The 23,667-nt window shown below is 68.4% G+C and carries 16 protein-coding genes; 15 read left to right on the top strand and 1 reads right to left on the bottom strand.

Annotated features, from left to right (window positions below):
* Window positions 1-86: 86 nt before the first annotated feature.
* The 10 genes from CZ674_RS12355 (at window position 87) to CZ674_RS12400 (ending at window position 17,507) form a co-directional block, all read left to right on the top strand.
* Window positions 87-275: a hypothetical protein gene (locus tag CZ674_RS12355; protein ID WP_086992826.1), complete on the top strand. Its 189-nt coding sequence runs from the start codon at window positions 87-89 to the stop codon at window positions 273-275.
* A gap of 5 nt (window positions 276-280) precedes the next feature.
* Window positions 281-1,234, top strand: a complete 954-nt coding sequence (locus CZ674_RS12360; RefSeq protein WP_086992827.1) for an aldo/keto reductase — start codon at window positions 281-283, stop codon at window positions 1,232-1,234.
* 80 nt (window positions 1,235-1,314) lie between these two features.
* Complete coding sequence (locus CZ674_RS12365; RefSeq protein ID WP_086992828.1) at window positions 1,315-2,457, top strand: DUF4192 family protein; 1,143 nt, start codon at window positions 1,315-1,317, stop codon at window positions 2,455-2,457.
* A 54-nt stretch (window positions 2,458-2,511) separates the two neighbouring features.
* Window positions 2,512-3,324: a PP2C family protein-serine/threonine phosphatase gene (locus CZ674_RS12370; protein WP_086992918.1), complete on the top strand. Its 813-nt coding sequence runs from the start codon at window positions 2,512-2,514 to the stop codon at window positions 3,322-3,324.
* 65 nt (window positions 3,325-3,389) lie between these two features.
* Window positions 3,390-4,748 (top strand): serine/threonine-protein kinase, encoded by a 1,359-nt coding sequence (locus CZ674_RS12375; protein ID WP_159456994.1) that lies wholly within the window; start codon window positions 3,390-3,392, stop codon window positions 4,746-4,748.
* Window positions 4,745-10,450 (top strand): Ig-like domain-containing protein, encoded by a 5,706-nt coding sequence (locus CZ674_RS12380; protein WP_086992830.1) that lies wholly within the window; start codon window positions 4,745-4,747, stop codon window positions 10,448-10,450. The genes CZ674_RS12375 and CZ674_RS12380 overlap by 4 nt, the downstream gene beginning before the upstream one ends.
* A gap of 12 nt (window positions 10,451-10,462) precedes the next feature.
* Window positions 10,463-11,416 (top strand): AAA family ATPase, encoded by a 954-nt coding sequence (locus tag CZ674_RS12385; RefSeq protein ID WP_086992831.1) that lies wholly within the window; start codon window positions 10,463-10,465, stop codon window positions 11,414-11,416.
* A 2-nt stretch (window positions 11,417-11,418) separates the two neighbouring features.
* Window positions 11,419-12,597, top strand: a complete 1,179-nt coding sequence (locus tag CZ674_RS12390) for a DUF58 domain-containing protein (RefSeq protein ID WP_086992832.1) — start codon at window positions 11,419-11,421, stop codon at window positions 12,595-12,597.
* Window positions 12,594-14,822 (top strand): transglutaminase-like domain-containing protein, encoded by a 2,229-nt coding sequence (locus CZ674_RS12395; protein WP_086992833.1) that lies wholly within the window; start codon window positions 12,594-12,596, stop codon window positions 14,820-14,822. The genes CZ674_RS12390 and CZ674_RS12395 overlap by 4 nt, the downstream gene beginning before the upstream one ends.
* A gap of 33 nt (window positions 14,823-14,855) precedes the next feature.
* Window positions 14,856-17,507 (top strand): FtsK/SpoIIIE domain-containing protein, encoded by a 2,652-nt coding sequence (locus tag CZ674_RS12400; RefSeq protein WP_086992834.1) that lies wholly within the window; start codon window positions 14,856-14,858, stop codon window positions 17,505-17,507.
* 8 nt (window positions 17,508-17,515) lie between these two features.
* On the opposite strand, the gene CZ674_RS12405 is transcribed toward CZ674_RS12400, so the two are convergent.
* Entirely contained in the window at window positions 17,516-18,847 is a 1,332-nt protein-coding gene (locus tag CZ674_RS12405) for an aminotransferase class III-fold pyridoxal phosphate-dependent enzyme (RefSeq protein WP_086992835.1), read from the bottom strand.
* Window positions 18,848-18,928: 81 nt separating this feature from the next.
* Between CZ674_RS12405 and CZ674_RS12410 the strand changes: the two genes are divergently transcribed.
* The 5 genes from CZ674_RS12410 (at window position 18,929) to CZ674_RS12430 (ending at window position 23,631) form a co-directional block, all read left to right on the top strand.
* A complete protein-coding gene (locus tag CZ674_RS12410) occupies window positions 18,929-19,423 on the top strand; it encodes an OsmC family protein (protein ID WP_086992919.1) in 495 nt (164 codons plus the stop codon).
* Window positions 19,423-20,496: a 1-deoxy-D-xylulose-5-phosphate reductoisomerase gene (dxr, locus tag CZ674_RS12415; protein ID WP_086992836.1), complete on the top strand. Its 1,074-nt coding sequence runs from the start codon at window positions 19,423-19,425 to the stop codon at window positions 20,494-20,496. The genes CZ674_RS12410 and dxr overlap by 1 nt, the downstream gene beginning before the upstream one ends.
* Window positions 20,497-20,588: 92 nt before the next feature.
* Window positions 20,589-21,719 carry an efflux RND transporter periplasmic adaptor subunit gene (locus tag CZ674_RS12420; protein ID WP_086992837.1) on the top strand — a complete coding sequence of 377 codons (1,131 nt, stop codon included), beginning with the start codon at window positions 20,589-20,591 and terminating at the stop codon, window positions 21,717-21,719.
* Complete coding sequence (locus CZ674_RS12425) at window positions 21,716-22,420, top strand: ABC transporter ATP-binding protein (RefSeq protein ID WP_086992838.1); 705 nt, start codon at window positions 21,716-21,718, stop codon at window positions 22,418-22,420. The genes CZ674_RS12420 and CZ674_RS12425 overlap by 4 nt, the downstream gene beginning before the upstream one ends.
* Complete coding sequence (locus CZ674_RS12430) at window positions 22,417-23,631, top strand: ABC transporter permease (RefSeq protein ID WP_086992839.1); 1,215 nt, start codon at window positions 22,417-22,419, stop codon at window positions 23,629-23,631. The genes CZ674_RS12425 and CZ674_RS12430 overlap by 4 nt, the downstream gene beginning before the upstream one ends.
* Window positions 23,632-23,667 lie beyond the last annotated feature (36 nt).

The raw sequence follows: 23,667 nt of genomic DNA on the forward strand, positions 1-23,667 counted from the left end.
CCGGATCTCGGCCGCACACAGACAGCAGATAGAGACTGCACAGGTGCATCCGCTCTGATGGAGACATCAGCAAGAGGGGAGCAGTCATGACCATTCGGCCCAGGATGCCCGCGGCCCTTGCAGCTGCCGCGCTGCTGACGCTCGCAGGATGCAGTGACGCCGTCGCCGACGACATCATGAGCTCGACCCCTGTCGACGATCGTCAGCCGTGGACCGCTGCCGCGCCCGACGAAGTCGGAGGCACGCTCGAACAGGGCAGCGGCGAGCTAGGCTGACACGTATGAGTCGCACCCTCGGAACCTCAGGAATCGAAGTCTCGGCAATCGGCCTCGGATGCAACAACTTCGGCAGGGGCGGCACCGTCACCGAGCACCAGAGTGGCTCGACACGAGTGCTGCACGCGGCCGTCGACCACGGGATCACCCTGCTCGACACGGCCGAGATGTACGGGGTGCCGCCGACGACCAGCGAGACGCACATGGGCGTTGCGCTCAAGGGGCGTCGCGACAGCGTCGTGATCGCCACGAAGTGGGGCAACCGCGACTTTCCGATTCCCGGGCAGGAGGGGTGGGGCCCCATGGGTGCCGCGCCCTACATCCGCAAGGCCGTCGACGCTTCGCTGACCCGTCTGCAGACCGACTGGATCGACCTCTATCAGCTGCACACGCCCGATGACGAGACGCCCATCGGCGAAACCGTGCAGGTGCTCGACGAGCTCGTGCAAGCGGGCAAGATCCGCGCATACGGCCACTCGAACTTCAGTGCCGCGCAGATCGCCGAGGCTGATGCGGCACCGGCCCAGTCAGGGTTTCAGACCGCCCAGAGCGAGTACTCGCTGCTGCAGCGCGGAGTCGAGCAGGATGTGCTGCCTGCTGCGCGTGAGGCAGGGCTCGGCTTCCTGCCGTTCTTCCCGCTGGCCAACGGCCTGCTGACCGGCAAGTACACACGCACGGAGCGGCCCGCAGACGGCCGCCTCACGAACCTCAAGCCGCAGATGCTTGAGTCAGCGAACTGGGACGCGCTTGAGCAGTACGCAGCGGCTGTGCGCTCCTGGGGCGTGTCGATGCTGGATGCGACGTTCGCGTGGATGCTCGCCCAGTCGCCCGTGGTCAGCGTGATCGCCGGGGCCACGACCCCCGAGCAGATCGCAGCCAATGCCGCGGCCGCAAACACGACGCTCGACGCCGAGCAGCTCGATCGCATCTCCGAGATCTTCGCGGTCAGGGCTGGCTGACAGCTTCTCCACAGCCCGACGCTCTCCACAGGCGGCCGGCTGAGCAAGCCGTGCGCTCTGGGCGGCGGCACGCTGTCTGCATGACACAGATCATCAGAACCAGTGACCCCCGCCGATTCCTCACCCTTGCGCCGCAGCTGGCAGGAGGCACGCCGAGCGACAGCGCGCTCGTGCTTCCGTTCATGGGCAAGCGCGCGTGGAGCGCCATCCGCATCGATCTGCCTGCCGGAACATGCGGCAGCGACTGCAGCGTGCTCGAGCCGCAGGCCGACTGCATCGACCCGCATCACGCGACTGCGATCGACTGGGCGGTCTCGATCACGAGAACCGTGAAAGACCTCGGAGCCGACGGGCTCGCCGTCGTCGTCTACCCGGGCTGCGACCTCGGCATCGGCGCTCTGCCGTTTCAGACCGCACTCGAAGCGCTCATGATCGACTGCGAGATGAATGGCCTCGGAGTCGTCACGGCGCTCGTCGCAGGAACAGACAGCTGGGGCGACTACCGGCACCCCGAATCTGCACGCGGACCCCTGGCCGAGCTTGACGGGATCGTCGAGGACGGCATCGACAGCGTCGACCCCGGTCGTCTCCTCACAGGGGCAGAGGCGCTGCCGGAGGCGCCGTCGCAGGAGTGGTGCGAAGAGCAGACGGACCTGCTGAGCAGCCTCGAGGACGTCACCCCGGTGCTGTTCGACGATCCTGTGCACGCCGTGGGCATGGCGCTCGAGTGTGCGACCGACGAGCTGACTGACACCCACATCGCGATGCTGACAACCCAGGTGCAGCGACCCGTCGTCCGCGACGAGATGCTCATGACGATGATCGGGGGAGAAGGCGAGGGGTATCGCACCCGCGCCGCGGCACTCGAGTGGAACGCCTGCGGCCAGTCGAAGCGAGTCGAAGAGGAGGCGGCGCTCATCATGGGCATGGCCGGCAGCCCCGAGCGCGCGCGCATCCGTCGCGCCCTCGAGCTCTGGACCCACGTCGCCTCGCGCACCGTTCCCGAGCAGGAGGCGGCTGTCTACGCGGTGCTCGGCTGGCTGCACTGGGCCATCGGCACCTCCAGCGCGGCCGACGCGTGCGTGGAGCGTGCGCTCGCGGGGGATCCTGACCACGGCTTCGCCCGCATCGTCGCCTCGATCCTCGACGCCGGCCACGTGCCCTGCTGGGTGGTCGACGCATTCCGCGACCGTAGCCCGCAGGACGCCGGACAGATCGTCTGACAGGAGAGATTTCGCATGAACGTCGAAACGTGGGAAGATTCCACAGTGACTTTGATGGGCTCTAGCGTCGGTGAGCACCTGGGCGTCGGCCCCGGTGGGCAGTCTTTCCGCGTTCGATGGGCCGGTGCAACCGACACCGGACTCCGCCGTGCGCACAACGAGGACTCCCTCATCATGAAGCCGCCGCTGTTCGCCATCGCCGACGGAATGGGCGGGCACGCGCACGGTGATCTCGCATCACGCGCCGTCGTCGAGGCCCTCGCCGACCTCTCGTCGCTCGAGCGAGTCGAGCCGAGCGACGTCATCGAGGCGCTTCGCGAGGCGACGACGTACATCTCCGAGAACACCGACGAGGGCGACAACGGCACCGGCACGACGGTGACCGGATGCGCGTTCGCGGCACACGAGCAGGAGCCGTACTTCGCCGTGTTCAACGTCGGCGACTCGCGCACGTACGCGCTGCTCGGCGAACGGCTGACGCGCATCACCGTCGACCACTCGGTCGTGCAGGAGCTCATCAACGCGGGCCTCCTGGCTGAAGAAGAGGCTGAATCGCACCCTGAGGCCAACGTCGTCACGCGGGCCGTCGGATTCGGCGCTGAGCCGGTTCCCGACTACTTCCTTGTGCCGATCATGCCGAATCTGCGGCTGCTGTCGTGCTCAGACGGTCTCACGAAAGAGCTGCACGACGACCAGATCGAGCAGATCATGAACGAGAACAGCGACCCGGCGAAGGCAGTCGACGCACTCGTGAACGCGGCGCTCGACTCGGGCGGTCGCGACAACGTGACGGCGATCATCCTCGAGGTCGTGCAGGCTCCCTCCATCGACGACATCGACAGAACGGTTCCGAGAGCCACGGTCTGACGACCCTGTCGGTATCGTTGACAGGTAGCAATCGTCAACGGAACGGGGTATGCATGGCGCAGCGCTTGCCATCACCGCCCCCTGTCCTGCCCGGATTCGAGCATGTGCACATCCTCGGCCGCGGCGGCTTTGCCGATGTGTTCCTCTTCGAGCAGTCGCTGCCGCGCAGAAACGTCGCGGTCAAGGTGGTGCTCGCAGACCTGATCTCAGACATCGAGCGAAAGCAGTTCCGCAACGAGGTCGACGTCATGGGCCGCCTGTCGGCGCACCCCAACATCGTCACGATCTACTCGGCGTCGGTGTCAGACGACGGCAGGCCGTATCTGGTGATGGAGCTGTGCACGACCGAGGTCGGAGCCCGCTACCGCGAAGACCCCTACGACGTCGAGTCCGTGCTCGACATCGGCATTCAGATCGGCTCGGCGCTCGACGCCGTGCACGCGGCGGGAATGCTGCACCGCGACCTGAAGCCGTCGAACATCATGACCACCTCGTACGGAACCCCGGTGCTGAGCGACTTCGGCATCGCCGCCATGCACGAGCAGGTCGATGCGCCGCTCATGGCGGTCTCGGTGCCCTGGACGGCCCCTGAGGTGCTGGACGAGTCGTCGAACGGATCGGTTGCCGCAGATGTCTACGCGTTCGGCGCGACGCTGCACTCGCTGCTGGCCGGACGCAGCCCTGCCGAGCGCCCGCACGCCTCGAACCGGCCCGAGAAAGTCGCTGAGCGCATCCGCCAAGGAGAGCTCGACCGGCTGCCGTCGCACGTGCCCGTGCAGCTGCGCACCGTCATCGAGCGGGCGCTCTCGCGCAAGGCCGCAGAGCGCTACGCGTCGGTCGGCGAGATGCTGGCCGAGCTGCGCCGAGCACAGACCGACCTCGAGCTTGCGCCGACGGCTGTGCACCAGCTGGTTCCGTCGTGGGAGCCCGTGCGCCGAGACGCCGAGGAAGCGCCTGACGACGGTGCTATTCCGCTGCGACGCCACAAGCAGCGGCGCACCCGCGACTCGGGGCTGCCAGGGCTCATCGACGTCTCGACCTCGTCTCGGCCCGTCAGCGTGCAGCGCAGAAGGCGCAAGCGCGCGACCTGGGGGCTGCTGGTCGCCGGCGGGAGCTTCGCAGCGCTCGCGATCCTCGCGATCGTGGCCGTCGCCCTCTCTCAGCTGGCCGGCAGCATCCCGAATGTCGAGACCGTGACCGCCCGGCCGTCCGAATCGGGCGTGACGTTCGTCTGGGACGACCCGGGGCTCGTCGACAGCGATTCGTTCCTGGTGCGCACATCCGACGGCGACGCGATCATCCAGAGCGGCACCCAGCACTTCATGACGGGCGACCCGGGCGAAGAGCTGTGCGTGACCGTCCTGGTCAATCGCGACGGCTCCACAGGCGAGGGCGCTGAAGCCTGCGGCAAGGTCGCTCAGTGAGACGCCGCACGAAGAACCGGCTGGCAGCGGGCATCGGCCTGGGGCTCGCTCTCGCTGTCGCGATCGCCGCAGTGCTCGTTCCGGGCTACAGCTCGATCCAGCCCGATCTCGACTCGGGCTCGGTGTGGGTGGCGAACGGCAGGTCGAACCAGATCGGCGCCGCGAACGCGAGTATCGACGGGCTGCAGGACATCCTGCGGGTTCCGCCCGGCGACGTGCGCATGGAGCAGTCGGATGCGGGGGTGCTGCTGATCGACGACACCAACGGCACGCTGCGCGCGGTGGTGCCGAGCAACGCGACGCTGGGGCCGACCGTGCCGATTCCTCCGGGCGCGGATGTGCAGCTGCGGCAGGACCGAGTGCTGCTGACCGACCCGGCGACCGGTGACGTGTTCTCGGCGACGTTCGAATCGATCGCGGCGGGCGAGCCGATCGAGAGTCCCGTAGTGCAGCTGGGCCGCGGAGGCGTGGCCGTGCTCGGCGAGACGCAGATCCTCGCGGCGTCGGCCGGGCTCGGGCGAGTGATCACGGTCGACCCCGGCACCGGTGAGACGGTGAAGTCAGAGCCCGTGTCGATGTCGGCAGGTGCGCCGAAGCTGCAGGTGACGGCGCTCGGCGACCGCTGGGTGCTCTACGACAGCACATCGCACACGATCTCGTCGGGCGGCTGGAGCAAGCCGCTCGACCACTCGCTCGTCACCCTGCAGGAGCCGGGGGAGGCATCGAACCAGGTGCTCTTCGCAACGCAGAACGGTCTGGTCAGCGCGACGATCGGGCTCGGCGCCGAAGACGTGCTGATGGCCGGCGTCGAGGGAACCCCGACGGCGCCGCTCCTGCACGAGGGCTGTGTCTACGGGGTCTGGTCGTCGGGCGCGGCGTGGCGCGACTGCGGCGAAGGCGAGCTGCTGCAGCTCTTCAGGCCCAGCGGCGACGCTGACGTGCGGATCTCGGCTCGTGGCGCATCCGTCGTGGCCAGCGAGCCCTCGAACGGCAACACCTGGGCGCTCTCGGGCAGCGGTGATCTCATCAGCGACTGGCTCGAGCCCAGCGACGTCGACCCCGAGCAGGACGACGGCCAGCAGGAGACCCCCATCGAGCAGGAGATCGAAGAGACAGCGCAGGAGCCTCCCGTCGCAGAAGACGATGAGCTCGGTGCGCGCGCGGGGCAGGTGACGGTGCTCTCTGTGCTGCGCAACGACTCGGATCCGAACAACGATCCGCTCATGATCACAGAGGTGACCGGGCACAGCGGCGCCACGATCACCGACTCCGGGCAGGAGATCCGGCTCGAGCTCGCAGACAACGCCAGGAGCGCCGAGCTGCAGTACACGGTCTCAGACGGCCATGGCGGTGAAGACTCGGCGACCGTCACGGTCGATGTGCGGCGCTCGGGCAACGAGCCGCCCCAGCAGCAGCGGCAGACCACCGTGACTATGGGCGCCGGGGGCAGCACGTCGATCGACGCTCTCGCCGACTGGGTGGATCCAGAAGGAGACCCGCTCACCCTGGAATCGGTCGAGGCGTCAGGCCCCGACTCGGCCACGACCCGCCCCGACGGCCGGCTCGAGATCCGCGACGGCGGCGCAGGCGGCGTGCGGCAGTACACGATCACCGTCTCCGACGGCGTGTCGACAGAAGAGGGGGTCGTCATCGTCACGACCACCGAGCAGCCGCCCATCCACGCTGAGCCGGTGACAGCGACCGCCGCGGTCGGATCGACGATCGAGATCGACCCCATGCTGAGCGCCTCGGGCGGCGAGGGAGAGCTTCGGCTGCACAACGTGCAGCTGCCCGAGTCGGTCGGAGGCGAAGTCCGGTACGACAAGGGCACGCTGACGCTCACGCCTGACACAGAGGGCGATTACGTGTTCCCGTATGTCGTGACAGACGGCACGTCGACGAAGCAGGGGCAGATCAGGCTGCAGGCGACCGAGCCGCTGACGGCCTCGAGTCCTCCGCTGCCGATTCCCCACGCGGTGACGATGCTGCCGCTCGGCAATGCCGAGATCGACGTCTCCGAGATCGTCTCCGACCCGGCGGGCGGAGCGCTCATGGTCACAGACGTGTCGACGGATGCGCAGAACGTCTCAGTCTCGCTGCGCGACCTCCAGCGCATCGGCATCGACATCACCGGCCCGCTCGACGAGCGCGCCACGATCTCGTACACGGTGTCGAACGGAACAGCCAGCGCGACCGGCGTCGTCAGCGTGAGCGAGTCTGCATCGTCCGGCGCGCAGGCCCCGATCGCCCGAGAAGACGAGGTGCGAGTCTCGCCGGGCTCGGCTGTCGCCGTGCCTGTGCTCTCGAACGACGAGCACCCCGACCTCGAGGCCGTGTCGCTCGAGCCGGAGCTGCTCGAGGGGCCGCAGGACGGCATCATGTTCGTCTCCGGCAATCAGATCAAGTTCCTGGCGCCGGAGGAGGAGGGCGTCTACTCGGGCGTCTACGAGATCACGGCTCCTGACGGCCAGCGTGACAGGGCCAGAGTGACGGTCACGGTGGGCGCCCAGGGGAGCGGCACGAACCAGCCGCCGAACGCCCCGAATCTCGATGCCAAGGTGCTTGCCGGATCGAGCGTCGAGATCTCGGTGCCGCTCGCCGGAAGCGACCCCAACGGCGACAGCGTGCAGCTGCTCGGCCAGTCGAGCACGCCCTCCCTCGGAACACTGTCGCGCATCGACGCAGACACCTTCAGATACACCGCCGGCCCGTACTCGACCGGAACCGACGTGATCACCTACCTCGTGGCAGACGAGGGCGGCGCCCAGTCGGAGGGAACGCTCACGGTGGCGGTCGCACAGCCGGCCGACGTGCCGCTGGGACCCAATGCCTATGCCGATCATGTCGAGATGCGACCGGACACGCTGCTGGCGGTCGACGTGCTCGCGAACGACGTCGATGCCGCCGGACTGCCGCTTCGGCTCAAGAGCGTCGAAGTCCTGCGCGGCGATGCCGAAGCAGAAGTGCGCGAGGGCGCACTCGTCGTCACTGCCGGAGCAGACGAGGGAGAAGTCGGCCTGGTCTACACCGTCGAGAATGAGCGCGGCGCGACGTCAGTCGCGTGGGTGACGGTCGACGTCGACGAGAACGCCGAGCCGCCGCCTCCTGTCGCCGACGATGTCGAGGTGTCGCTCGCATCCATCCTCGATCGCGAGAGCGTGTCGGTGCAGCCCCTCGACGTGGTCTCTGTCGCCGACGGGCGCAGCGACCTGCTCGTCGCATCCGTGGTGGCGGGCGGCGAAGAGGTGACGCAGCGCGGCGACGGCGCCTTCGACATTCCGCTCAGCGAGACCCGGCAGGAGCTCGCCTACAAGATCGTCAGAACTGACACGGGCGCAGAGACGTTCGGCATCATCCACGTGCCCGGCACGCGCGACTCGCTGCCGCAGCTGCGCGACGGCACGAATCCGATCACCGTGCCCAGCGGCCAGACGCTGTCGATCGACATCAACGACCACATCATCGCGGCAACCGGCAGGCCGGTGTGGATCACCGACGCGTCGCTCGTGCAGGCGACCAACTCCAATGACGCCCCGCTCGTGCGTGACTCCCAGACGATCGAGTTCACGAGCGCCCCCGGGTACTTCGGACCCGCGAACGTGTCGCTCGAAGTGACCGACGGCGACTCTCCGAGCGACCCGGACGGCCGCGTGGGATTCATCGTCCTGCCGATAGAGGTCGTCGCCGACGCCTCGATTCCGGCCGCGGTGCAGAACACGACCCTGCAGATGGAGCCGGGGTCGACCCGTGACATCAGCCTGTCGCTCATCACGACGAACCCGGCGGCCGCTGCCCTGAATTACAGCGTGCTCGAAGGCGCTGGCGGCGACTTCACGCTGAGCATCGTGGGCGACACGCTTCGGGTCCAGGCATCGCCAAGGGCCGAGGTCGGAGCCGTGTCGTCGGCCCGGATAGGCGTGCGCAGCCCCGACGTCGACGGGGTGCCCGGCACGCTCTCGCTGCAGGTGGTGTCGTCGACGAGGCCCCTGGTCAGCACTGCCCGCGACTTGGTCGATCTGCAGCGAGGCACGACCGAGAATGTGCAGCCGCTGCTGAACGACGAAGCGACGAATCCGTTCTCGGATCCGCTCATGATCGACCAGGTGGAGTCTGCGTCGTCCGATGTCACAGCGACCCTCGCGGCTGACGGCCGGACCGTGACGGTGCAGGCAGACGCCGATGCCGACATCGAGACGGTCAGTGTGCGATATCGCGTGCTCGATGCCACGCGTGATTCCGCGCGGGCCGTGTGGGGCGTCATCTCGGTGCGCCTCCAGGATGTTCCCGAGGCGCCGGCGGCTCCCGTGCAGCGAACCGATGACCACATCGACGGCGTGCTGCTGATCGACGTCGAGACGCCGGACGAGAACAACAGTCCGCTCACGGGATACACGCTGACCGATCAGAACGGCGCGGAGTACGACTGCCCCGCCTCGGGCCAGTGTCAGGTCGAGGGCCTGCCGAGCGGCGTCGACTACCGGTTCACCGCGGTCGCGCACAATGAGCTCGGATCCAGCGAGCCCAGCCAGCAGAGCGATGTCATGCGATCCGACTCGCTGCCGAACGCCGTCGCGGGCGTCACGTCGAGACCGACCGGCACTCCGGGCACGATGCAGGTGAGCTGGAGGGCGGCAACCGTGCCCGAAGGCGGAAGCCCCGTCGACGGCTACATCGTGCAGGTGCAGGGGCCGGGCGCCAACATCACGCAGCGCGTCGACGGCAGCACGCTGTCGGCGACAATCCGCGGCCTCTCGGCAGGCGAGACCTACAGCGTCACAGTCGCCGCCACGAACGGGGCCCAGGTCGCAGACGACGTCTGGCAGCGCACGAGCCCGCCGCACTCGATGACTGCGGTCGGGCGGCCGAGCGAGACGACCGTCGTGCTTCGCGACTATAAGCAGGCCGAGAGCACGGTGGGTGCCACATGGGACGCCGCCTCCGCCGGCGGCGCCTCGCGGGTGCGCTACCGGATTCAGGTCATTGCGGCCAGCGAGCAGAGCTCGTTCGCGTGCACCAGCGCGGGCGGCGGCAACCCGCAGGGGCAGCAGGCGCGATCCGTCGACGGGCTGCAGATTGAACGAGGCAGTCGCAGTGTCGTGGCGGTCATTGCTGACAACGGCTGGTTCTGTCAGACCTCGTTCTCGCCGATCGTGCAGGGAGCCCCGGATCCGCTGCCGAGCACGCCCGCTGTGGTGCTTGTCGAGGCCGGTGACTCGGTGGATCCGAACGTCGGCGAGACGCCCACGCTGCGCCCCGGCCACACCCTCGAGGCGCGAGTGCGACAGGGCGCCGACACGCTGCAGGGATGGCGTGCCGCCGCAGAAGGCGATCGCCTGACGTCGCCGATGACCGGCAGGCTCGAATACAGTCAGCCGGTGAGCATCGACTTCCGTCAGTGCGTCCGGGATGCGAGCTTCGGCAAGCAATGCAGCGACCCGACGAGCGCTGTGCTCGTCACGCCGTTCTCGCTCAAGGTCGACACCGTCTGCCGACCCGGCTCGCCACTCGACCACTCCGCGCAGCTGCCGATCGGCGCATCCGCCCGCTACGAGAGCGAACTGCGCGTCGACGGCGACTGGACCGACCACCCCGAGAACGCCGCCGTTCCCGGTGACGCGACAGACGGACGCACGACACTGTTCGTGACCTACCAAGGCAAGGTCTACGAATCCAGCCAGCAGGGATTCACATGCCAGAACTGATGAGGAGCACACATGAGCGATGACATCGCACGCCTGCAGGAGACTGCCCAGGCGCTGACAGACAGCATCTCGCGCGTGCTGGTGGGCAAGGAGCACACGATCCGGCTCACGCTCACGAGCCTGTTCGCCGGCGGCCACCTGCTGCTCGAGGACAACCCCGGAACCGGCAAGACGTCGCTTGCGAAGGCGCTCGCGAAGTCGGTCGAGGGCAGCGTCTCGAGGCTGCAGTTCACGCCCGACCTGCTGCCCGGCGACATCACGGGCATGAGCATCTGGAACCAGGGCACAGGGTCGTTCGAGTTCCACAACGGCCCGGTGTTCGCGAACATCCTGCTCGCAGACGAGATCAACCGCGCAAGCCCCAAGACGCAGTCGGCGCTGCTCGAGGTCATGCAGGAGCGCCGAGTCACCGTCGACGGCGTCTCTCGGCCCGTTCCCACGCCGTTCATGGTGATCGCGACCCAGAACCCCATCGAGCAGGCGGGCACGTATCGGCTGCCGGAGGCGCAGCTCGACCGGTTCATGCTGAAGTCGTCGATCGGGTATCCCGACCATGCGACGCTCGTCGACATCCTGTCGCAGGAGCGCGAGATCGACGCGTCCGAGCTCGACTCGGTGGTCACCACGGCCGAGATCGATGCGCTGCAGACCGTCGTCGACAAGGTGCACGCGGCGCCTGCGATCGTCGACTACGTCGCGAGGCTGGTGGGGGCGAGCCGTCGCGCAGAAGAGGTGCGACTCGGCGTGAGCGTGCGCGGAGCGAAGGCGTTCCTGCGCGCGGCCAAGTCGTATGCGGCCATCGACGGCCGCGACTTCGTGACGCCCGACGACGTGAAGGCACTTGCGTCTCCTGCGCTTGCGCACCGGCTCGTGCTGGCGCCCGAGGCCGAGTTCGACGGCGTCACGCCCGAGGTCATCGTGCAGCAGATCGTGCTCGAGGCGAAGCCTCCGAGGGAGCGCGGATAGGCGTGCACCAGATTCGTCAGGCGTTCAAGGCGCTCACCGGGTGGGGGTGGGCGCTTGTCGCCACCGCGCTCGTCGGGCCTCTTGCCGCCTGGCTGCTCGGCTGGCAGGAGCTGCTGCTGTTCGGCGTCGGCGCTATCGTGCTGCTGGTGAGCGCCGTGCCGTGGGTGCTGCGAGGACGCAGCATCGGCATCGAGCTGTCGCTGTCGGCTCCGCGCGTTGCGGTCGGGGCTCCCGCCCAGGCCCTCCTTCGGGTGCGCCGCAGCGGGCGGTTCGCCCTGCCGAACTCGGTTGATCTCGAGCTCGGCGGCGTGCCGGTGACGATTGCGCTGCCGAAGCTGTCGCGCGGCGACCAGCACGACATCCGCCTGCCAATTGACACGTCGAGCCGCGGGCGGATCGACGTCGGTCCCGTGCACCTGTCGCACACCGACCCGCTGGGCATCCTCGAGCGCCGGACTCGCCTGAGCGAAGGGCTCTCGCTCATGGTGCACCCGCGCACGGTGCGCATCCCGGCTGCCAGCTCGGGGCTTGTGCGTGACCTCGAGGGCGAGGCGTCACAGGATCTCTCTGCTGACGACGTCGCCTTCCACTCGCTCCGCGACTACCAGCCCGGCGATGATCCGCGCATCGTGCACTGGCGAACGAGCGCGAAGCACGGCACGCTGCTGGTTCGGCAGTTCGAGCCCTCGCGTCGCAGCGACACCGTCATCTGCTTCACGAGCGCGCCCGAAGAGGTCTCGAGGGAGGACTTCGAGCTCGCGCTCTCGATCGTCGCCACGATCGGATCGGCGACGCTCATGGATCGCCGTGCGCTGCGCGTGATCCACAGTGCGGCGGCAAAGGAGGTCGGTGCACCCGAGCTCGACGTCGTCACGCGCGACCGCATGCTTGACGCGCTGACCGAAGTGGATCGCGCTGAGGCCCTGCCGCTGCAGGAGACCCTGAATTCGCTCGCGGCCACTCGTGAGGCGGCGATCCTGTGGCTCGTCGTCGGGGGTGACACCGGCACCCGCACGCTTCGCGAGGCCCTGGCCCGTGTGCCGGTCGACGTCGCACCGGTCATCGTGCGCGCGCACGAGTCGGCGCCTCCGCAGATCTCGAAGCTCGGCAGTGTTCCGGTGCTGACGATCGGCGTGCTCGAAGACCTCATCCGCGAGCTCAGCCACGGGGTCAGCGCATGATGGCCGGAAGGCTTGCGTCGGCCTCGTTCTTCTCCGCTTCGGTCGCTGTCTCAGCGTCGATGGCGTATCCGATGTACGGAACCCCGCAGCTGCTGGTGGCGATCACGGTCACCATGACCACCGCGGTGCTGATCGCAGCCGTGGCGCACATCCGCCGATGGACGCCGCTGCTGCAGCTGGGCGCGACCATCGCCGCACTGGCCGTCCTGGCCATCCCGCTTGCTGCTCCAGGAGCTCTGAGGGGCGCCATGCCCCTGGGCGAGAGCGCAGTCAACGTCTTCAGCGCCATCTGGACGTCGTGGCGTCGTCTCACCACGATCGACCTACCGGTCGGAACCGACGACGGCCTGCTGATGCCCGTCATCCTGCTCGTGCTCACGAGCACTGTCATCGGCGTCGGCATGATCCTTCGCACGTCTCGCGGCGAGCTGGCGGCGCTGTTTCCGATCGCGATCATGTGCTGGGCGCTGCTGTGGGGAACCCCGAGCCCCTCACCGATCTGGCAGCCGCTGCTGCTCGCGACGACGACGGTCGCGCATGTCACGATCCTCAGGCAGGCGCGTCGGCGCCGCCGCGCTGAGCGCACGACCTCGTCGCTGCCGCGCAGATTCGGCGCAGGTCTCGTCGCGGTCGTGCTGGCCGTGCTGATCGGAGCCGGTGCAGCGCTCGCCGCCGACCTCGGCGACAGGGTCGTGCTGCGCGAGAGCCCGCGCGACCCGGAGGTCGAGCTTGTGGCGACGAGTCCGCTGGCGCAGTTCCGTGCGAACTTCGACCCCGAGACACGCGGCGACGTGCTCATGACCGTGTCGGGCCTCTCGACTGACGACCGCATCCGTGTCGCGACCCTCGACCAGTACGACGGCGAGGTGTTCTCGGCCGGCACTTCTGATCTGGCTCGCACCAGCGGACGAGCCCAGGGCGCAGTCGATAGCCGCCAGATCGGCGTGTCGATCCAGGGATACGAGGGCGTGTGGATTCCGACGGTCGGCCAGGTTGAGTCGCTCACCTTCGTCGGCCCGCGCGCGCCGCTGCTCTCGCAGTCGCTGGTGTCGGACCGTGACGAGACGCTGCTGGCTGCGACCGAGGGCCTCGTCGCAGACGATGGCTATTCGCTCATGGTGCAGCCGTCGCCGACAGCCGATTCGCTGCAGCAGCTCGAGCCGGTCGACTCCGAAGGCAACGGTGCACAGCTGCCGGTCTCAGCCCTCGACTGGTTGGCCGGCACGACCGCTGAGGCGTCGACCCCCGGCGAGGCGCTCGCGAGCATCGTGCACTCGATCCGCGACGAGGCCTACCTGAGCCACGGAACCGACGACAGCGAGGCTGCCTCGCGCCCCGGTCATTCGTCGGCCCGGCTCGATGCCGTCTTCTCGGGCGAGCATCTGATCGGCGACCAGGAGCAGTTCGCCGCAGCGACTGCGCTCATGGCGAGGGAGATCGGATTCCCGTCTCGCGTCGTCGTCGGATACATGCCTCCTGAAGGCGGCACAGTGTCGATTCGCGGCCATGATGCGACTGCCTGGGTCGAGGTGCACACCTCGATCGGCTGGGTCGCCATCGACGTCGTGCCGAGCAACACCGGCATTCCGGAGGAGCAGGAGACGAGCTCGCAGCCCGACCAGCAGCCGCTCCCGCCGGTTCCGCCCGCGCTTCCGGAGGGCGGCCAGCCGAACACCGACGATGCCGGCATGCACACGAATCCCGTGCAGCCGCCTGTCGACCCCGCCGACCGCATGCTCTGGCTGCGCTGGGTGCTGGTCGTCGTCGGGCTGCTCCTGCTGCTCGCGCTGCCCCTGGCGACGATCGTCGTCATCAAGCTGCTCAGGACGAGGTACCGGCGATCCGTCGGCGATCCCGAGCAACGGGCGCTCGGAGCCTGGCGCGACTTCGTCGACCTCGCGATAGACAGGGGCAGAGACCTCGAAGGCGACCGCACCCGTCAGGAGTATGCGGGGGAGGACTCCCAGGTGCTCGCGTTCGCAAAGGCGACGGATGCGGCCGTGTTCAGCAGATCGCAGACCGACGAGGAGACGGTCGACGACCTGTGGCGTCGGCGCGCCGAGCTGCTGGGCGAGATCGACCGCTCGAGATCGGGCTTCGACCGGCTGCTGTCGCACGTCACGCTGCGCTCGCTCACTCCGCAGCTGTTCGGCGTGCCCGCCTCTGACGCCGAACAGACCGCTCTCCACAGACGCCGAGAGTCCACAGTCGCGCTGCAGGAGTGACGCGAAGGCGCCGACTGTGGTGCGCTTGCTCGCATGACGAGTCAGCGCTTTCATCTTCCCTCTGCTCCCTCTGACCCGCCGCCGAACTCGTTTCCGGTGTTCGCAGTGCTGGCGCCTGTCGTGGGGGCACTCGTGATGTTCGCGATCCTGCAGTCGCCGTACGTGCTGATGTTCGCGGTGCTCTCGCCGATCATCGCCATTGCCAGCACGATCGACGGGCGCATGGCCAGGCGCCGGCACCGGCGACTTGAGACCGGCAGGTTCGACGGCCGCGCCGAGCGACTCCGCGAGGCCGTCGATAAGCATGCAGAGGCCGCCCTGCAGGAGAGCATCAGGCAGCGCCCCGAGGCGCGCGCCCTGCTGCGCCGCGATGACCGGCACCCAGAGCGCTGGCGCTGGAAGGGCGGGAGCCTGCCCGCGACGCTGGGCATAGGGCCCATGGGAGGCCGTCTGCCCATCGATGAGCCGCAGGAGCTCGAAGGACTGCAGCGAGAGCTGTACGAGTCGCTGCAGAGCGAGCACAGGAAGCGGCGAGGTCCCGTGGCCATCGACGTTGCCGACGGCGTGGGGCTGTACGGCGAGCCCGTTGCTGCCCAGGCGATCGCGAGGGGCCTGCTGGCGCAGGTGCTCGAGGCGGTGCCGCCTGAGGGTGCATCCGTCATGGCCCCCGAGACTGAGGCCTGGAACTGGCTGGCGGAAGGCGCGCATCCGATCGTCCGCGCGGCCGACGACGGCAGCAGCACCGTCATCAGGGTGCTGACCGACTCCGGCGACTTTACGGTCGCGACCGCCGCCGAACGCGAGAGCCTGCCGCGCGAGTGCCGCATCCGGCTCGATGCATCGCTCGCCGGCATCGACACCGACGAGGGCCGGGTGCTGCCGTTCGCGCTGTCGCGGCATGACGCGGCGGCCCACGTGCGGCTGCTGTCGACTGCGGCCCGCGCCGCTGGCATGCAGGCTGCCGGAGCGATTCCCTCCTCGGTCGACCTCGGCGACCTCATCGAACGAGAGCCGGGGAGTGGCGGAGCACTCGCCGCCAGATTCCTGGTCGGGCAGAGCGAGATCGATGTCGACATCGTCGCAGACGGCCCGCACGCGGTCGTCGGCGGCACGACCGGCAGCGGCAAGAGCGAGCTGCTGATCGCGTGGGTGTGCGCGCTCGCGAATGCCTACTCGAGTGCAGAGCTGAATGTGCTGCTGGTCGACTTCAAGGGCGGGGCGTCGTTCGCGGGCCTTGAGGATCTGCAGCACTGCGTCGGCCTCATGACCGACCTCGACGAGGCCGGGGCGCTGCGAGCCATCGAGAGCCTCCGCAGCGAGCTGCGCCGACGCGAGCGCGTGCTCGCCGTCGAGGGCGTGCGGTCGGTCGAAGAGACGAGTGCGCTGCCTCGGCTGCTCGTGGTGGTCGACGAGTTCGCCGCGATGCTGCAGGAGCATCCCGACCTGCACAGGCTCTTCGTCGATATAGCGGCGCGCGGCAGATCGCTCGGCGTGCACCTCGTGCTCTGCACGCAGCGGCCAGCAGACGCCGTGCGCGACGCCCTGCTGACCAACTGCGGGCTGCGCATCTGCCTGCGAGTCAACGACGACGCCGACTCGGTCGCGGTCGTCGGAGCGCCTGACGCAGCGCGCATTCCGCTGGAGGCGAGAGGCAGGTGCATCGTGCAGATCTCGGGGCGAAGCCGCACCGCTACCCAGGCGGCGCTCGCGGGGCCGGAAGTCATCGGTGCCACGGTGCAGCGGTCGAAGCAGGGGCCCAGGCCGCGCAGGCCGTACCTGCCTCCGCTGCCGAAGACGATCGAGGCGCGTGACATCAAGGCCGCCGCGCGTGACGGCGGGGTCGTGTTCGCGGTTGCGGACCGGCCGGGCCAGCAGCGGCAGGATGCGGTGCAGTGGGCTCCCGAAGACGGCAGCGTGCTCGTGCTCGGCGGCGCAGGCTGCGGCAAGACCACCCTCGCCGGGAGGTTCGCCGAGGCGAAGGGCTCCGTCTTCGTCAACGACGTCGAGGCGCTGTGGGACGTGCTCGACGACCCGGCGGACGCCAGCGTCATCGTCGTGGACGACCTCGACCTGCTGCTCATGCAGGCGGGTGACGAGCATGCGCACGACATCACGACAGCACTGGCGAGGCGGATGCGCGAGGGTCGCGGGCGCGGACGCGCGTTCGTGCTCGCAGCAAGGCGCACGAATGGCGCGATCGCGAATGCGGCAGGGCTCGCAGAGCTGCAGATCGTCATGCGCATGCCGACGAGGCAGGAGCACATGCTCGCCGACGCGTCAGGGGAGTTCGACTCGAGGATGCAGCCAGGGGGCGCGTGGCTGCTGGGGGAGCGTGTGCAGGCAGTGCGGCCGGGCAGGCAGCCGACGCCGCTTCCGGCCGCCCGGAAGGCATACGACTTCAGCCGGTGTGCGGTGGTTGCCGCGCATCCGGAGACGCTTCCGATCGACCTCGGTCGAGCGGTGGCCCCCGGGGCAGTCGGCGACCTTGTGGTCGGAACCCCCGCCCAGTGGGAGCAGGCATGGGGCGCGCTCGACGCGATTGCTGCGGAGCGGCCCGTGGTGCTGGCAGATGTGACAGATCGGCAGCTGCGATCGCTGTGGCGTTCAGCGGTGCGGCTGCCGATCTGTCAGGGACCGGGGCGGTGGCTCGTCGAAGGAGGACGAGCCACGCGCCTGCAGTGGTGAGGGTCAGCTCAGGCCGAGGCGACCTCGCGGAAGACCTCGCCGATGACGTCGAATGCGTCGTCGAGCTGCTCGTCTGTGATGACGAGCGAGGGCAGGAAGCGCAGGATGTTGCCGTCGGCGCCAGCCGTCAGCACCATGACGCCGAGCTTGCCGGCAGCCTCTGCGATGGGGCCTGCCGAAACGGGCGTGCCCGCCTCGGTCTGCAGCTCGACTGCGATCATGGCGCCGCGTCCGCGGATGTCGGCGATGATCGGGTACGACTCCTGCAGCTTGCGGAGGTGGCCGGTGATGACCTCTTCGATGTGCTTGGCCTTGCCGTTGAGGTCACGGCTGGTGACCTGCTCGAGCACTGCGACTGCCGCTGCACACGAGACGGGGTTGCCGCCGAACGTGCCGCCGACGCCGCCCGAGTGCATTGCGTCGATGATCTCGGCGCGACCGGTGACACCAGCGAGCGGCATGCCGCCTGCGATGCCCTTGGCCGAGAGCACGATGTCAGGGGTCCAGCCGAGCTGCTCGGATGCGAAGTTCGTGCCGGTGCGGCAGACGCCCGACTGCACCTCGTCGGCGATCATGACGATGCCGTTCTTGGTGCACCACTCCTGCATGGCAGGCAGGTAGCCGTCGGCCGGAACGATGAAGCCGCCCTCGCCCTGGATGGGCTCGACGACGAGGCACGCGAGCTCTTCGACGCCGACGTGCTTCTCGAGGTACCACTGGGTGCGCTTGGCAGCGTCGGGGCCCGAGAGTCCGTCGCGGAAGGGGTACGAGTTGGGTGCGTGGAAGACGCTGGATGCGAGCGGGCCCTGGCCGTTGCCGTAGGGCGCGATCTTGAAGTTCATCGCAGCGGTCAGGTTGGTGCGGCCGTGGTAGCCGTGCTCGAGCACTGCGACGCCGCCGCGGCCCGTGTACTTGCGAGCGACCTTGACGCCGTTCTCGACGGCTTCAGCGCCCGAGTTGACGAAGAACGACTTCTTCTTGAAGTCGCCGGGGGTCAGTTCGGCGAGCAGCTCTGCTGCGCGAACGTAGGGCTCGTAGGGGGTCTGGCCGACGAGGGAGTGGGTCAGCTTGCCGACCTGCTCGCGAACGGCGGCGACGACTGCGTCGTCGGTGTGGCCGATCGTCGTCACGCCGATGCCGCAGCCGAGGTCGAGGAAGGTGTTTCCGTCGACGTCGGTGAACGTGGCGCCGTGTGCAGACTCGATGAACACAGGAAGGTTGGCGGGAATCGCATTTGCGACTGCCTCGGCCTTGCGGGCAAGGAGCTCCTGGCTCTTGGGGCCGGGGATCTCGGTCACGACCGAGCGGGCGGGGGCTTGAGTGGCGATGGTGTCAGTCATGTCTCTGACTGTACATGCCGGAACGTTCCAGCACCAGACCGCAAGAGGATGATCTTCGCGTGTCGCGGCTACGCTGATGGCATGAGCATGCAACACGGATACGACGTCGAAGTCGAATGGACGGGGGCAGGCGACGAGGGCACGGCCACGTACCGCTCGTACTCCCGCCAGCACGTCGTCAGGATCGACGGCCTTCCCGACATTCAGGGGTCTGCAGACCGCACCTTCCACGGCGACGCCGACCGGCACAATCCCGAGCAGCTGCTCGTCACCGCGCTCGCTCAGTGCCACATGCTCTCGTACCTGCACCAGGCCGCGAAGAACGGCATCGTCGTGACCGCGTACGAAGACACGGCCCACGGAACGATGGAGACCGAAGGCCAGGGCGGCAGGTTCACCGAGGTCACGCTGCGGCCCGTCATCGCGATCACCGATGCCGCCAGAGCACAGGAGGCGATGGATGCGCACCTGCAGGCGAGCGCGAACTGCTTCATCGCGCAGTCGGTCGCGTTCCCGGTGCACCACGAGCCGACCATCGTCGTCGACGGCGAAGTCGTGGCAGGAGGGGCGGCCTGATGCGCCGCGTCATCCTGCTCGGCTCGACCGGGTCGGTCGGCACACAGGCGCTCGACGTCGTCCGGACGAATCCCGATCTGTTCGAGGTCGTCGGGCTCACGGCAGGAACGAATGCGAAGCAGCTGGCAGAGCAGGCCGCCGAGTTCGGCGTCAGCGACACCGCTCTCGGCGCTGACGGCGCGGTCGCCCTGATCGAGCGGGTCGAGGCCGACGTCATCGTCAACGGCATCACCGGCTCTGTCGGCCTGGCCCCGACGCTCGCCGCGCTGCGCACAGGCGCGCTGCTGGCGCTCGCGAACAAGGAGAGCCTCATCGTCGGGGGCGACCTCGTCAAGCGCGAAGCGTCAGAAGGGCAGATCATCTCGGTCGACTCCGAGCACTCTGCGATCACGCAGGCACTGCGCAGCGGCACCCCCGACGAGGTGCGCAGACTCGTGCTCACCGCCAGCGGCGGGCCCTTCCGCGGCCGGACGCGCGCTGAGCTCGAGGGCGTGACGCCCGAGCAGGCGCTTGCGCACCCGACCTGGAACATGGGCCGTGTCATCACGACCAACTCGGCGACCCTGGTCAACAAGGCTCTCGAAGTCATCGAAGCGCACCTGCTGTTCGACGTGCCGCTGGACCGCATCGAGGTCACGGTGCATCCGCAGTCCATCGTGCACTCGATGGTCGAGTTCATCGACGGCTCGACGATCGCTCAGGCGTCTCCTCCCGACATGCGGCTGCCGCTCGCGCTCGGCATGCACTGGCCGGCTCGCGTTCCGGGAGCGGGGGCGCCGCTCGACTGGAGCACCGCATCCGACTGGCACTTCGAACCGGTCGACCACGAGACCTTTCCGGCGATCGAGCTCGCCAAGCACGCTGCGGGCCTCGGCGGCACGCACCCGGCCGTGTTCAACGCCGCGAACGAGGTCGCGGTCGACGCCTTCCACGACGGGCAGATCGGCTTTCTCGACATCGTCGAGGCGGCGCGCGCTGCGGTCGAGGCGCACGAGGGATTCGAGCTCACGCTCGAGGGCGTGCTCGAGGCTGAGACATGGGCGAGGGCGCACGCTGCAGAGCGCCTCAGCTGAGAGATCAGCCGTTGGGATGACATCGCCTGCAGAAGCGAGACTCGTGCATGCACGCGCGCATATGCTGATCGCACAACACGACAGGATTCCCAGTGCAGCCGAACCACGAAGCGCCCAGCGCGAAGCAGCAGAAGGCACTCGATCGCGAACGAGCACGGCTCGAGCGCGCTGAGTTCAGAGACCGAGAGCGTGCCGAGAAGGCAGCCAGGGGTCCCGGCGCCTGGAAGACCACGGTGCTGCCGATCCTGCGAGTGGCGCTGCTGGCAGTGATCGCCGTCGCCCTGGTCAAGTTCGCGTTCTTTCCGGCGAACGCGCCGGATGCCGCTGAGGCGCTCTACCCCGACGGCGCGCTGATCGATCCGGTCATCGCCGTCGAGACGGGCGACATCGTCAACGACATCGAGCTCGAGGGCAGTGTCGTTCGCGACCCCACGACGAAGGTGCTGGCAGATGTGCAGGGCGAGATCGGCACGATCTTCGTCACCGAGGGCGCGTCGGTCGAGCGCGGCGAGCCGATCTACCAGATCCGCACCGAGCACGAGCCAGAGCCCGTCATGCCCACAGAAGACGAGCCCGATCCCGAGCAGCCGCAGCCGTACTACACGTTCACCGACGTCGTATCGCCGGCGTCGGGTGTTCTGGTCGGCTTCCCGTTCCTGGTGGGCATGCCCGTAGACATCGGCCTCGAGACCGGCGCGGTGCAGCCGTCGTCGTTCCATGTCGAGGCGCCGCTCACGGCAGCGCAGCAGTATCGCCTGCTCGATCAGCCGAAGACCGCCACGATCGAGATCACCGACGGCCCCGCGCCCTTCGAGTGCGAAGACGTCGAGATCGTCGAGGCTGAGGCCGGCGAAGACGGGCAGGGCGGCGGTGCGCAGATCAGCTGTGCGATTCCGTCGGATGTACGGGTCTTTCCGGGTCTCGCGCTGAAGGTCACAGTCGCCGGCGGCAGTGCGGAGGGCGTGCTCACGCTGCCCACCACGGCCGTGATCGGCACGAGCGGCCAGGGCGTCGTGTACCTGCCGGCCGCTGAAGGAGAAGATCCCGAAGCAGTCAATGTGGGCCTCGGACTCAACGACGGCAGCTTCGTCGAGATCACAGAGGGGCTCTCTGAGGGCGACGAGGTGCTCGAGTTCGCACCGGGCGCCGAGCCCGACGTCGACTGTGAAGACCCCGAGCAGTACGATCCGACCGTCTGCGACGACTTCGGCATGTTCCCGTGAGCCTGGTGAGGCTCGAAGACGTCACGCGGCAGATCGTCCTGCGTGACGCCCCGCCGCTGCAGATCCTGAAGGGCATCTCGATCGAGATAGAAGCAGGAGACCGGGTGTCGATCGTGGGCCGCTCCGGCAGCGGCAAGTCGACGCTGCTGAACATCCTCGGCCTCGTCGACTCGCCGTCCACGGGCCGCATGAGCTTCGACGACCGGCCGGTGCAGCTCATGCGCGCAAAAGACCGCGACCGTCTGCGCGGCAGCAGCGTCGGCTTCATCTTCCAGCAGTTCAACCTCATCGACGGCCTCACGGCAACCGAGAACGTCGCGATGCCGCTGACGTACTCGGGCGACTCCACGTTCTGGCGCAGGCACGACCTGGCTCGCGAGATGCTGCACAGGGTCGGCCTCGGCCACCGTCTCGACTCGCCGGTGTCGACGCTCTCGGGCGGCGAGCAGCAGCGCGTCGCCATCGCCCGCTCGCTCGTGCGCTCGCCTCGGCTGATCCTGGCCGACGAGCCGACGGGCGCGCTCGACATCGACACGGGCGAGTCGGTCATGCGGCTGCTCGACGAGACTGCGACCGAGATCGGGGCAGCCCTCGTCGTCATCACGCACGATCAGGCTGTCGCCCAGCGCGCGCGAAGCCGCTACCAGCTCGACGCAGGAGTGCTCACGCCCGCGACAGCCGCAGCGCAGGCGGCATCATGACGCGGCTGCTGTCGGTCTTCATCGATGCGTGGGAGCAGCTGCGCCTGCAGCGCGTCCGCGTGCTCATGAGCCTCATCGGCGTCACGCTCGCGGTCGCCGCCCTCACGGCGTCGCTAGCCCTCGGCAACATCATGGCGAAGGTGCAGGAAGACACCTCGATCAGACATGCCGGCCCCGAGGCGACGTACAGTCTCACCGCCAGCGGCCCTGGCCCGCAGCCAGCGAGCGAAGACCTGGTCGCCGACCTGCGCGAGGCTGCCGACCGCTACGGCATCACGTATGCGACGCCGGTCATCAGCTTTGACCCCGTAGTGCCCCAGCACCCGGGCTACGTCAGCGGCTACGCGGTCGATCCTGCGTTCTTCCCGATGCACGCCCGCACCATCGAAGACGGCCGCGCACTCGAGCCGCAGGACGCCGAGCGTCTCGCGCCAGTCGGCGTGATATCGCGGGGAATGGCGGATGCGCTGGGCATCCAGTCCGTCGCAGAGCACCCGACCCTGCAGGTCGGCGATTCACGTGTCGCAGTGGTCGGCATCGTGGCGAACCAATGGCAGGACGACGCAAGCATCTACGTGCTGCCGGAGAGCTACTTCTCGCACTTCGAGGCAGCTACCGCAGAAGAAGGCGAGATGGGCGGAGGCGCATACACCGAGCTGAAGATCTGGATTCCCGCTGACGCTGACCCAGATGCGCTCGCGAAGCGCGTCGCGAGCGACATCGCGGCGGGACATGAAGGCCTGCGGGTCTCTGCAGACCGCATCGACGCCGGTGCGTACGCCGACTTCGGGCCAGACCCTGCCGTGATCACCACGATCGTGCTGGCAAGCGTCTCGGTGGCGATCCTGGCGCTCGGAGCGCTCTCGCTCATCAACATCGCCGTCGTGACTGTTCGGTACCGCATCCGCGAGTTCGGCATCCGAAGGGCATTCGGCGCATCGCAGCGGCGCATCTTCGTGGGCGTGATGATGGAGTCGGTCGTCGGCACGTTCATCGCCGGTCTCGTCGGCGTGGGCATCGTCGCGGTCGTCTACCGCAGCCCGTGGGCGCAGAGCATGTTCGGCACCGCCGGCATCGCAGGGCTGCCGCCGTTCCCCGTCGAGGCGGCGGTGGCAGGAGTCGTCACGTCGATCGTCACCGGTGTGATCGCAGGCATGATCCCGGCAGTCATCGCAGTGCGCTCGAAGGTGATCGACGCCATCCGCTTCTGATCCCGATTCTGCCGGAATCGGAGCGCCTCGCGGGCC

Origin of the sequence: Agrococcus casei LMG 22410, assembly GCF_900163565.1 — a bacterium.
Classification (GTDB): domain Bacteria; phylum Actinomycetota; class Actinomycetes; order Actinomycetales; family Microbacteriaceae; genus Agrococcus; species Agrococcus casei.